Source organism: Pseudomonas sp. R11F, assembly GCF_050312575.1.
Classification (GTDB): Bacteria; Pseudomonadota; Gammaproteobacteria; order Pseudomonadales; family Pseudomonadaceae; genus Aquipseudomonas; species Aquipseudomonas palleroniana.
Map to the genome: position 1 here is coordinate 261,546 of NZ_JBNPJU010000077.1, position 13,763 is coordinate 275,308.

A 13,763-nucleotide genomic window follows, 5' to 3' on the forward strand; every position below is an offset into this window, starting at 1 on the left:
AAGTGATGGAAGACAAAGAACGCGACGATTGTCCCGCGTGCCGCATCATGGGCGTAGACCAGGCGCATCAGCGGTGCCTGGTTCAGGTCGAGACGGGCGTAGCGCGCCCGTACTTCGGCACGCAGTTGCTCGGCGACTGGCGTTGCGCCAGGGGCCGGCGTGAACGGCTCCACCGGCAATGGCGCATGGCGCAACACCACTTGCATCGGCTGCTCCAACCCTTCCCAGAGCACGGCGGTGCGCAGGATGTCGTGGCGTTCGACCACCTGTTGCAGGGCTTGGCAAAACGCCTGAAACCGCGCGCTATCCGCCAATTCGAATTGCGACGTGAGGACGTACGGGTCACGGTGCTCGGCCGACAAATGCAGGTAGAGAATGCCCTCCTGCAACGGCGCCAAGGGATAGATGTCTTGCACATTGGCCGCACCACCGGGCACCGCGGCGACGATCCGGTCGATGCTCGCCTGATCCAGTGTGGCCAGGGGAAGCAGGTCCGGGGTGATCCGGGTGCAGCCGGCCTCGATGCGATTGGCCGGTACCGCCACTTCGTGGCCGGCGCCCACCGCCGCCGCCAGGGCCGCCAGGGTCGGCTGGCTGAACAGCACGCGCACATCGGCGCTCAGGCCCGCCTGACGCATGCGTTCCACCAGGTTGACGGCCAGCAACGAATGCCCGCCCAGCTCGAAGAAGTGGTCATGCCGCCCCACCCGCTCGACCTTGAGCACATCGGCCCAGAGCTGCGCGAGGGTGGTTTCCACCTCGCCCTCCGGGGCTTCATAGCCTCGGCTGAGCAATGCTTCCAGCCCGGGCTCCGGCAGGGCCTTGCGGTCGAGCTTGCCGTTGGCGGTCAGCGGCAGGCTATCGAGCTGCACGTAGGCCACCGGTACCATGTATTCCGGCAACTGCACCTGGACAAAGCCACGCAGGCTCTCGGCGTCCAGCGCATCGTCGGCGGTGAAATAGGCGACCAGCCGCCCGTCACGGACCAACACCACCGCTTCACGGACCTGGGGATGGGCGGCCAGGCAACTGTCGATTTCGCCCAGTTCGATGCGTACGCCACGGATTTTCACCTGGTCATCGTTACGCCCCAGGTACTCCAGTGTGCCGTCCTCACGCCAGCGCACCAGGTCTCCCGTGCGGTACATGCGCGCTTGCGGGTCGCGGCTGAACGGGTCCTGAAGGAAGCGTTCGGCGCTCATCTCAGGGCGGTTCAGGTAACCCCGCGCTACCCCGGCACCGGCCACATACAGCTCGCCGGCCACTCCTTGCGGCAACAGTTGCCGTTGCGCATCGAGTACGTACACCTGCGCGTTGGCCACCGGTTTGCCGATGTGCAGGGGCTTGCCCGCTTCGATCAAGCCGGAGGTGGCGACGACCGTAGCTTCAGTCGGGCCGTAGTTGTTGACCAGCTTGAAGCGCCGAGGCGTGTGGAACTGACGCAGACGGTCACCGCCAATCAGCAAGGTCTTGAGCGTCGGGTGTTCCAGGTGCTGGCTGAAGGCGTACTCGGCCACCGGCGTCGGCAGGAAGCTCACATCCAGCGGCTGGGCGACCCACCATTGCAGCAGTGCGTCGATGTCTTCATGGGCTTGCTGCGCAGGCGGCAGGTGCAGGGTCGCCCCCGCGCACAAGGCCGGCCAGACTTCCCAGGCCATGGCATCAAAACCGAAACCGGCAACGCTGGACGTCTGGCTGCCAGCGTGCAGGTCGAAGGCATCGCAATGCCAGTTCACCAGGTTCTCCAGGGTCTGGTGTTCGACCATCACCCCTTTGGGCTGGCCGGTGGAACCGGAGGTGTAGATCACATAGGCCAGGTGCGTCGGGGTCAGGCCGGCCACGTGCGGGTTGTCGGCCGGCGTGGTGTGCCAGGCAGCCGAACTCAGATCGATGACCGCAACCGGCAGCCCGGTGACCAGGCCGGCGGTCGCCGCCTGCACCAGAACGGCCACGGGTGCGCTGTCTTGCAACAGGTAGGCAATACGCTCCTGGGGGTGCGCCGGGTCGACCGGCACGTAGGCCGCGCCAGCCTTGAGGATCGCCACCAGGCCCACCAGGGTTTCGACGCTGCGTCGAGCGCAGATCGCGACGCGATCGTCAGGGCCCACGCCCCGTTCGATCAAATGGCGGGCCAGTTGGTTGGCCTGCTCGTTGAGCTGTTGATAGCTCAGTTGCTGCGCGCCCTGGCGCACGGCCACCGCCTGGGGCAACGCCCGTACACGCGCCTCGAACCTGGCGTGAAGGGTCTGCCCACGCGGGTAATCCCTGGCCGTGTGATTAAAACCGACCAACTGAAGGCGCCGCTCTTCGGCGGGCACGATCGGCAAAGCCTGCATCGGCGTGGCGTGGCCCTGCTCCAGCGCCTCGACCAGGCTGTGCAGCGCGGTGAGCAGATAACCGAGGATGCGCGCCAACGGCATGCTGGCGACGCCTTGCAGTGTCAGGTTGAAATCTTCACCGACATCATCCACCGACAGCACCAGCGGATAGTTGCTGCGCCCCTCGCCGCCCAGCAGCTCGATACCGTCCCATTGCGGCCCGCTCGATGCCGACGCGTGGCTCTGGCGATAGTTGATCAAGGCACTGAACAACGGCGTAGGAGCGGCCACGCCGCTGCAACGCTGAGCCAGCGCCAGCGGCGCGTGCTCATGCCCCAACAGGCGCGTCAGGCGCACATGGGCGGCCTTGGCCGCGGCCTGTACGTCCAGTGCGCCCACATCCAGACGCAGCGGCAAGGTATTGATAAACAGCCCCAGCCCGCGCTCACTGCCCTCGGCACCGCCCATGCGCCCCATCAGCACGGTGCCGAACACGACATCGTCACGCCCGGAAATACGCCCCAGCACCTGGGCCCAGGCCAAATGATGCAGGCTGGCGACGCTCACCACCTGCTGCCGGGCATGGGTGCGCAGGCGTCGACTCAACTCGGCGTCGAGTCGATGCACCTGTTCGCCGACCTGCTCGTCGCCCTGCACATCCTGATGACCGAAAGGCAGGGTCGGCTCATCCAGATCGCCAAGCATGTCGCGAAAGAACCCTTCATGCTCCTGCTCGGTCGTGCCCAGGCGTGCCTGGGCCACATAGTTGCGGTATGGCACCGCCGCGCCGAGCTGTTCGGCATTGCCGTACAGACAGGCATGGATCTCCTGATACACCACCTGCATGGCCACATGGTCAATGGCGATGTGATGGAACAGCAACATCGCCACCCACCGCTGGTTGGCCGGGTCTTCGGCGAACACCACACGCAACAGCGGCGCCTGGCCCAGAGGCATATGCATCGAGCGGGTGTCGAAGCGTCGGTACAACTGCTCGGTGATCGGCCCTTCAGCCGGGTCGAGCAGCACCTCGTCGATCATCAGTTGCGACTCGCGCCAGACCACCTGCACCGGCTCATCCAGCCCCTCCCAGACAATGCTGGTGCGCAGGATGTCGTGACGGTTGACCACCTGCTGCAGGGCCTGGGCAAAAGCCTCCAGGCGCGGCCGCGTGGTGATCGCGAACTGTGAACGCATCAGGTAGAGGTCGCCTTGGCGCGCCGTGACGTGGTGGTAGAAAATCCCCTGCTGAAGCGCCGCCAGCGGGTAAATGTCCTGCACATTTGCGGTGCCGCCGGGCACCGTGGCGACGATACGGTCAATCGCCGGCTGGCTCAGGTTGACTAGCGGCAGCAGCGCCGGGGTGATCCGGGTGCAGTCGGGGCGGATGGCATTGGCCGGAACCTCGAGTTGCCCAGCGCGCTGCGCCGAGTAATCGCCGGCCTTGATCAAGGCGATCAGCGCGGCTTTATGCTCGCGCAGCGATGCCAGCACGCCCGGCTCGCTCAAGGCCAGCTTGTTGCCCTGCAACACGAGTTGATCGCCCTTGACGGACAGCTGCACATCCTTTTGCTTCAGTGTCGCCAACAGTTCGATAACACTCACAAGACCATCTCCATTCTTTCCGTAATTGCCGCGTACTCCCACAGCGTGGAGTGTTCGAACAGCGCCTTGACGTTGGCCTCGATGCCTTCCTGGCGTAAGCGCCCGATCAAGCTGACCGCCAGTAACGAATGCCCACCCAGCTCCAGGAAGTTGTCGTGGCGACCCACGCGCTCGACCTTCAACAACTCCGTCCAGAGCCGCGCCATGGCGGTTTCAATTTCGCCCTGAGGGGCTTCGTAGGCATGGGTGCGCAGCGCTCCCACGTCTGGCGCCGGCAGGGCCTTGCGATCAAGCTTGCCGTTGGGGCTCAGCGGCAGCGCGTCAAGGTGCACGAAGAGTTGCGGCACCATGTAGTCCGGCAATTGCTCCAACAGATGCGCACGCAGCGCCTCGGTGGCGGCCGGCACGCCGGTGTAATAGGCCACCAGGCGTTTGTCGCCCGGCACGTCCTCACGGGCCAGCACCGTGGCTTCCTGGAGATGCGGGAACTCGCCGAGGCGTGCCTGGATTTCCCCCAGTTCGATGCGTACGCCACGGATTTTCACCTGGTCATCGTTGCGGCCCAGGTACTCGATGTTGCCATCGGGCAAATACCGAGCAACGTCACCGGTACGGTAGATTCGCCCAGCACTGTAAGGGTCCTTGAGGAAACGCTCGGCGTTCAACTCGGGACGGTTCAGGTAGCCTCGGGCAACCTGCACGCCACCGATGAACAGCTCGCCACTGACACCCAGCGGCACCGGCTGCAAGTGCGCGTCGAGCACGTACATACGCACGTTGCCAATCGGCTTGCCGATCGGGGTGTTGTCCGGGGTAACGGCGCCGTTGCAATCCCACGCCGTGACCTCTACCGCCGCTTCGGTGGGGCCATAGTGGTTGAACAAGGCGCTGCCCGGCAGTTGCGCCTTGAAACGGCGCACCAGGCTGCCCGGCAAGGCCTCGCCGCTGCACATCACCCGTACCAGCCCGGCCGCCTGGCTGACATCGCCATGGGCCAGGAACACATCGAGCATCGAGGGCACAAAATGCACCGTGGTGATCCGTTCGGCCTGGATCACCTCACACAGGTAGGCCGGGTCTTTGTGCCCACCGGGGCGAGCCATGACCAGGCGCGCGCCGGTGAACAGCGGCCAGAAGAATTCCCACACCGACACGTCGAAGCTGAACGGGGTTTTCTGCAGGAGCGCATCCGAGCCGTCCAGGCGATAGGTGTCCTGCATGCACAGCAGGCGGTTGACCACCGGGCTGTGTTCGTTGATCACGCCCTTGGGCTTGCCGGTAGAACCTGAGGTGTAGATCACGTAGGCCTGATGCTGCGGGGACAATTGGGCAATCAGCGGGTCGTTTGCCGGTTGGTGCTGCCAAGTGACGTGCTCCAGGTCGACCACCGGCACGCCGACGTCACCGAGCAAGGCGCGGGTAGAGCCTTGTACCAGGACCACCGACGGCGCGCTGTCTTCCAGCATGTAGGCCAGGCGGTCCAGCGGATACGCCGGGTCCAGCGGCACGTACCCGCCGCCGGCCTTGAGGATCGCCAGCAGCCCGATGACCATCTCGACGCTGCGCTCAACACAGATGCCGACCCGCGACTCCAGTTCTACGCCCTGTTCGAGCAGATGATGGGCGAGACGGTTGGCATGTTGGTTCAGCTCACGATAGCTCAGGCGCCGGCCGTCCGCCTGCAGCGCAATCGCGTCCGGCGTGCGTTGCACCTGGGCTTCGAACAAGCCGTGAATCGTCTGTTGTACCGCCTGGTCCCGGGCGGTGTCGTTGAAGCGCTCCAGCAGGGTCTCACGCTCGGTTGCCGGGATCACCGAGAGGTGCCGCACGGCAGTGTGCGGCGCCGTCTCCAGCGCCTCCACCAATTGCTGCAAAGCAGTCTGCATGTAGGCTGCTACGCGCTGGGCATCCACGCCGCTGGTCTGTACGCCGAGCAGGAAGCCTTCGCCTTGGTCATCCACCGACAGCATGCACGGGTAGTTGGTGCGTTCACGAACTTCCAGCACCTGCGCGCCGGACCAATACTGCGGCCCTTCGCGCTCCAGCAACGGGCTGTGTCGGTAGTTGAGAATTGAACTGAACAGCGGCGACGAAGCCGGCACGGCGCTGCAGCGCTGCGCCACCACCAACGGTGCATGTTCATGCCCCAAGAGTGCCGAGAGCCGGGCGTGTACAGCGCGCACCGCGGCACGCACGCCTTGCTCATCGATGCTGACCCGCAGCGGCAAGGTGTTGATGAACATGCCCAGCGCCCGGTCAGCGCCGTCGCCACTTTGCATGCGCCCCAGCAACACGGTGCCGAACACCACATCATCCCGCCCGCTGACGCTGGCCAGCACCCGCGCCCAGGCCAGGTGGTGCAGGCTGGCCGCGCTGACACCCAAGTGGCGCGCCTGCGCCCGCAGGCGCCGGCACAGCCCAGCTTCGAGCTGGATCTTGGCTTCTTCAGCCGCGAGCCCGTCACCCTGCACTTCCTGCAGGCCGAACGGCAGCGTCGGCTCGTCGATGTCGCCAAGCATTTCGCGGAAGAACTGTTCGTGGTCGGCCTGACTGACGCCCAACAGCGCCTGCGCCACGTAATTGCGGTACGGCATTGCCGCGTCCAACTGCGCAAAACCGTCACTGCGGTAGGCAAGGACCTCCTCGCTGATCACATCCAACGCCGTGTGGTCCATGGCAATGTGGTGGAACAGCAACATCGCCAGCCAGCGCTGGTTGGCCTCATCGTGCACGTAGGCCAGGTGCAGCAGCGGCGCCTGGCTCAACTCCAGCCGCACCCGGCGCGGGTCGAAGTGCGCGTGCAATTGCTCCAGCATGGCGCCCCGGGCCGGATCGAAATGCAATTCTTCGAGGGGCAGCTCGGCGTGGCGCAGCACCACTTGCACCGGCTGTTGCAGGTCCTCCCAGTAGATCGCGGTACGCGTCATGTCATGCCGGTCAATCACGGCCTGCAGCGCCTGGATGAAGGTCTCGAGCTGCGCGCGACTGTCCAGGCTGAAGGTCGCCTGCAACAGGTAGGGGTCGCCCTGCTCGCTGGTGATGTGGTGGTACAAAATGCCCTGCTGCAACGGTGCCAGCGGGTAGATGTCCTGTACATTGCGCGCCCCGCCCGGCACCCGCGCGACGATACGGTCGAGGGTGTCCTGCCCGAGGTCGATCAGGCTCAGCATGTCGGCGCGGATGTGTGCGCAATCCGCCGGGATACCGTTGGCCGGCACCTGGATTTCACTGCCGCCCCCCACCGCTGCCGCGAGGGCCGCCAGTGTCGGCTGGCCGAACAGCACGCGCACGTCGGCGCTCAGGCCCTGTTGGCGCATGCGTTCGATGAGCTTGACCGCCAGCAGCGAGTGGCCACCCAGTTCGAAGAAGTTGTCTTGGCGCCCCACGCGGGTCACACCCAGCAGCTGGCTCCACAGTTCCGCCAGGGTGGTCTCGATGGCGGTGTGCGGGGCTTCATAATCACGGCTGGCGAACGCCTCGACATCCGGCACCGGCAAGGCGCGGCGGTCGAGCTTGCCGTTGGGCGACAGCGGCAGCGCGTCCAGATGCACATAGGCCGCAGGGATCATGTAGTCGGGCAGCAGCGCCTGCAGATGCTCGCGCAGCACGTCGACACCCGCAGGCTGCGCCTCGGCATGGGCGGTGAAATAGGCCACCAGGCGCTTGTCGCCGGGGCTGTCTTCGCGCACCAGCACCGCCGCATCGCGGATGCCCGGATGCTGGGCCAGGCGCGCTTCGATCTCGCCCAGTTCCACACGGAAACCGCGGATCTTGATCTGACCGTCGTTACGCCCCAGATAATCGATTTGACCGTCGGCCTGGTAGCGCCCCAAGTCACCGGTTTTATACAGGCGGCCGTGGGGCATGAAGGGGTCGGCCAGGAAGCGTTCGGCGGTCAGGTCATCGCGGTGCAAATAACCACGGGCCACGCAGGCGCCGCCAATGTAGATTTCACCGGCAACTCCCAACGGCACCGGTTGCAGGTGTTCGTCGAGCAGGTAGATCCGCGTATTGGCCACGGGCACGCCAATCGATGGCAGCACCGGCCAGGACCGCGCATCCCCCTCCAGGGTCAGGGCCGTGGTGACGTGGGATTCGGTCGGCCCATAGTGGTTGTGCAAGCGGCAGCCAGGCAGGCGCTGGAACAGCTCGCGCATCGGTTCGCTGATACGCAGTTGTTCACCGGCGGTGATCACATCCTGCAGCGCACAGGGCAAGCGCCCCAACTCGGGCGTCTCGGCCACGGCTTCGGCCAACGCCTGCAGGGCAATGCACGGCAGGTACAGGCGTTGCACGCGCTGCTCGCAGAGATGTCGGAACAGTGCGCGGAAATCCAGGCGCAAGTCACCCGGGATCAACGACAGCTCACCGCCTGCGCACAGGGTGCTGAAGACCTCCTGGAAGGCCACGTCAAAGCCCAATGCGGCAAACTGCAGGGTGCGCTGGGCCGGACGGCCATCGGCCAGGGTTTGCGCAATCTGCCACTGCATCAGGTTGACCAGCGGCCCGTGTGGCATGGCGACGCCCTTGGGCTGGCCGGTGGAGCCGGAGGTGTAGATCACGTAGGCCAGGGCCTCGGCATTCAGGCCCGCTACTTGCGGGTTGTGCGCGGGCTGCGCAGCGAGGCCGTCAACCGCATCCAGCAACAAGGTCGGCACGCTGCACGGGTGGAAACGTTGCGCCAGGCGCTGCTGGGTCAGCAAGGCCCTGGGTGCGCTGTCTTGCAGCATGTACCCCAGGCGTTCGTCCGGGTACGCCGGGTCCAAGGGCACATAACCCGCGCCGGCCTTGAGAATCGCCAGCAGGCCGGCGACCATTTCCAGGCTGCGCTCGGCGCAGATCGCCACACGGTCATTGGCGCCGATGCCGTCGGCGATCAGGCGGTGGGCAAGCCGGTTGGCCAGGGCGTTCAAATCGCCATAGCTGAGCGACTCGCCGGCATAGGTCACGGCGATCGCCTCCGGCTGGCGCTGCGCCTGTGCTTCGAACAGCGCGTGCACGGTTGCCGTGAGCGGATATTGGATATCGACGGCGTTGAAGTCGGCCAGCAGTACCTGACGCTCAGCGTCCGGCAGGATCGCGAGGCTATGCAACGCTTGATCCGGCTGGTGCTCCAGGGCGTCGGCGATGGCTTCGAGTACGCGGTGCATGTAGCCGCAGATGCGCTGCGGGTCGACGCCGGCCACGGCCTGCACGCTCAGGCCGAAGTCATCGCCGAGGTCGTCCACCGACAACATCAGCGGGAAGTTGGTGCGTTCTTCGCCGCCGACCATTTCCACCCCGCCCCAGACCAGGGCCTTGCCGGCATCTTCCGCCGATTGTGCGCCGACGGCGGCATGCCGGTAGTTGAGCAAGGCGCTGAACAGCGGTGTCGGTGCCGCCACGCCACTGCAACGTTGTGCCAGGGACAGCGGCGCATGTTCATGGCCAAGCAAGGCGGCCAGGCGCGCATGGGTGGTTTTCAGCGCACGTTCGACACCCTGGTCGCCCGCCTCAACGCGCAATGGCAAGGTATTGATGAACATACCGAAGGCACGGTCGGCGTCTTCGCCGCTGCTCAGGCGGCCCATCAACACGGTGCCGAACACCACGTCGCGGCGTGCGGCCAGATGCCCGACTACCTGACCCCAGGCCAAGTGGTACAGGCTGGCATTGCTCACGCCCAGGCGCCGGGCCTGGGTGCGCAAGCGCTGCCCGAGCAGCTTGGCCACCGGCACGCTGGCTTGGGTCACGCCCTGGCCATCGCCCTGCACATCCTGCAAGCCGAACGGCAAGCTCGGCTCGTCGACGTCGCCCAGCATCTCGCGGAAAAACGCCTCGTGGGCGGCCTGGCTGGTGCCCAGGCGGGTCTGCGCCACATAGTTGCGATACGGCACCGACGGCGCCAACCGATCACCGCGACCTTGCATCACGGCCTCGATTTCCTGGCCCAGCAGCGCCAGCGAGGTCGCGTCATCGATCAGGTGATGGAATTGCAGGACCGCAACACAGCCGCTACCCGGCAGGTCTTGGGCGATATGCAGGGCCATCATCGGCGCGCGGGTCAGGTCCATGCGCGTGTGACGTGGGTCAAAGCGCTCAGACAGTTGCGTGGCCACCGCTCCCTCTGCCGGATCGAACTGTACTTCCTGCACGGGCAGGCGTGCCTCGCGCCAGACCACTTGCACCGGCTCGTCGAGACCTTGCCAGGCCACCGAGGTGCGCAGGATATCGTGGCGATCGATGACCTGTTGCAGGGCCTCGACAAAGCTCTGCACCTGCTCGCGACTGGACATGCGCAACACCGCCTGCAACAGGTAGGGGTCGCCCTCGGTGCTGGCCTGGTGGTGGAACAGGATGCCTTCCTGCAACGGCACCAGCGCATAGATATCCTGTACGTTGGCGACACCGCCGGGGATGCCGGCGACCACGCGGTCGATCTGCTCCTGGGGCAAACGCGTCAGGGGCAACATGGCCGGAGTGATCCGCGTGCAATCGGCCGGGATCGCATTGGCAGGCACCTGTACCTGGTGTCGGCTGCCGGCGGCAGCGGCCAGCGCGACCAGGGTCGGCTGGCCGAACAGCACGCCCACATCCGCGTTCAGGCCAACCTGGCGCATGCGCTCGATCAGCTTGACCGCCAACAGCGAGTGGCCGCCCAACTCAAAGAACTGATCATGCCGCCCTACCTGCTCGACGCCCAAGAGTTCGCTCCAGAGGCGCGCCAGGGTGGTTTCAAGCTCACCTTGCGGCGGCGCGTACTCGCGTCGCGCAAAGGCTTCGGTATCCGGCGCCGGCAAAGCCTTGCGATCCAGCTTGCCATTGGTGGTCAGCGGCAAACTCTTCAACAGCACAAAGGCGCTGGGCACCATGTACTCGGCCAGGGACACGCGCAGCTGCGTGCGCAACTCGGCGGCCGATGGTTCAGCGCCGTCGGTGGCGATCACATAGGCCACCAGGCGCTGGTCTCCCGGCTCATCCTCGCGGGCGATCACCACCGCTTCGCGCACGCCTTCACAGGCGGCCAAGCGGGCCTCGATCTCACCCAGCTCGATACGGAAACCACGGATCTTCACCTGGTCGTCGTTACGCCCCAGGTAGTCGATGCTGCCGTCCGCCAGCCAACGACCCAGGTCGCCGGTACGGTACATACGTGCGCCCGCAGTGGTGGCAAACGGATCGTCAAGGAAGCGTTCGGCGTTCAATTGCGGCCGGTTCAAGTAACCACGGGCCACGCCCGCGCCACCCACGTACAACTCACCTTCCACGCCGTGCGGGACGGGCTGGCCCTGTGCATCGAGGATGTACAGGCGCAGGTCCGGTATGCGCCTGCCAATCGGGCTCGTGCCGACGCGCTCGGCGTCAGCGGCGGTCAGTGCGCGATAGGTCACATGCACGGTGGTTTCGGTGATGCCGTACATGTTCACCAGTTGCGTACCGGCGTTGCCTGGGCGTGCGTACCAGGGCTTGAGAATCCCCGGCTCCAGGGCTTCGCCGCCGAAGATCACCTGGCGCAGGGAGTGCTTGAGTTCGCTCTGGCCCTGGGCCGCAATCAATGAACGGAAGGCACTCGGCGTCTGGTTGAGGATGGTCACCCCGGCGTTGCACAACAGCGCATAGCAGGCGTCCGGCGAACGGCTGGTCAGCTGCGGCACCACCAGCAACTGCCCGCCATGCATCAGCGCGCCCCAGATTTCCCAGACCGAGAAGTCAAACGCAAACGAGTGGAACAGTGCCCACACGTCTTGCTCGTTGAAGCGGAACCAGCCCTCGGTGGCGCTGAACAGGCGCGCCACGTTGCAGTGTTCGATCATCACCCCCTTGGGCAAGCCGGTGGAGCCGGAGGTGTAGATCACGTACGCCAGGTTGGCCGAAGTCAGGCCCGGGACGTGGGGATTCTGAGTGGACTCACCCTGGCAATCGCCGCCGTCCAGTTCGAGCACCGGCACCGACACCTCGGCCACCCGGGCACGGGTCGCCTGCTGCACCAGCACCGCTACCGGCGTACTGTCTTGCAGGGTGTAGCTGATGCGTTCCTGCGGGTACGCCGGGTCAATCGGCACGTAACCGGCCCCGGCCTTGAGGATGCCGAGCAGGCCGACGATCATGTCCAGCCCGCGCTCGACGCAGATCGCCACCCGATCATCCGGGCGCACGCCCAGGCTCAGCAAGCGATGCGCCACCTGGTTGGCGCGGCGGTTCAAGTCGCCATAGCTCAAGTGTTGGCCGTCGAAAATCAGCGCTGTCGAATGGGGCCGCGCTGCCGCCTGCGCCTCAAACTGCCCATGGAGAGTGGCATGGCTGGGGTACGTGCCGACGTCGGCATTCCAATGCTGCATCAGCGCACGGTCGGCTTCGGTGGTCAACGAAAACTCAGCCACGGCCAGATCGGCATTCTCCAGGGCCTGCTCGAGCACGCGGGTAAAGCGCTCGGCCAGGGTCTCGATATCATCGGCGTTGAAATACGCTTCGTTATAAACGTAGTGCGCCCACGCCTTGTCCTTGTGATTACTCGCCCGCAGGTGAAACGCCAGAGGCATCTGCTCGTGGTTGTTGGTGACTTTGAGCAGGTGCCCGCCCTGCTCGGCGAACTGGTACAGGTGGTCGTCCTGTTCGTAAGACAGAGTCAGGTCGAACAGTTGGCCACCTTCGGTCCGAAGGTTCATGCCGCTCAAAGGGAAGCGTTGGTGGCGATAATCCTGCTTGAGTGCATCGCGTACCGCGCCGACCAGGGCGCTGAAGGTCAGCTCGCGACCGAGGCTGAAGCGCACGGCGCTGACCTGGGTAAACAGACCCAAGGTGGTTTTGAACTTGGCCGAGCGGTTGAGCAACGGCAAGCCCACCACCCATTCATCGCGCTGGCTCACACGCGTGAAGTAGACATACATGGCCGCCAGCAACACGTGGTAGGTCGAGGCCTGGCAGGCTTTCGCCAGCTCTCCCATACGATCGTGCAACACCACCGGGAACGGCCGCACATAGTGCCGGCCAGGGGCTTTGCCCTTGGCATGCTGGTTCTGATAACGCGGGGCAAACAGCGCTTCGGGCAGGGTCTGATACTTGTGCTGCCAGTATTCGCGATCCTTTGCATAACGTGCCGACTCGCGGTAACGCAGGTCGTCATCAATGAAGTCGACATAGGAGCTGGCCTGCATGTCAGGCTGTCGCGCCTCGGCCAGGTCGCTGTAGATGCCGCCCAGCGATTGCAGCATTTCACCGAAGGCCCAGCCGTCGAGAATGATGTGGTGGGCCTGGCTGGCGAAGTAGTAGTGCGCCTCCCCCAACTTGATCAGGAAAAAGCGAAACAGCGGCGCCTGGGTCAGCGAAAACGGACGGGCCATATGCTCGCCCATCCATACCAACGCGGCGCTGACAGGATCGGCGTGTTCAGAGAGGTCTAGCAGCGGAACCTCCACCGGCACAGTTGACGCGATACATTGCAGCGGCACGCCATCGGCATCGGTGGCTTCCAGCAGCGTGAGGCGCAGGGCGTCGTGCTTGGCCACCAGCAACTCGGCGGCGCGTTGCATCCGCTCGGCGTTGATCGGGCCGTTGAGCTCCAGGTAAGAGCCGATGTTGTACAGCGGCGATTCAGCCTGCGTGATCTGGTCCAGCCAGATGGCTTTCTGCGCGGCGGTCAGCGGGAATGTCTGCGGCAACTGCACGGGCGAATTCATGCGATCACCTGCGCGGTAAACCCTGCCACGGCAAGGTTGCTTGATAGGACTTTTTTCGCGACAAGGTCGCCCATGGCCACTGCAGAAAAACGTTTCATAAAAGCCTTCTCAGAGTTTTGTCAGTGCCACCTGGGTCACAGCGCAGCAGCGAGGGAAATTGAGGCAAAAATCGTTAAAAACGTCA

General features: G+C 65.0%; 2 protein-coding genes (1 of these 2 only partly in view). Both read right to left on the reverse strand.

Annotated elements, in window-relative coordinates:
• Positions 1-3,851 carry the 5' portion of an amino acid adenylation domain-containing protein gene (locus tag ACQRBV_RS25275; RefSeq protein ID WP_427877931.1) on the reverse strand. 5,908 nt of this gene lie to the left of the window's left edge, so only the first 3,851 of its 9,759 coding nucleotides appear in the window; the start codon lies at positions 3,849-3,851; its stop codon lies off the left edge, out of view.
• 68 nt (positions 3,852-3,919) lie between these two features.
• Complete coding sequence (locus ACQRBV_RS25280; RefSeq protein WP_411984692.1) at positions 3,920-13,579, reverse strand: non-ribosomal peptide synthetase; 9,660 nt, start codon at positions 13,577-13,579, stop codon at positions 3,920-3,922.
• Positions 13,580-13,763 lie beyond the last annotated feature (184 nt).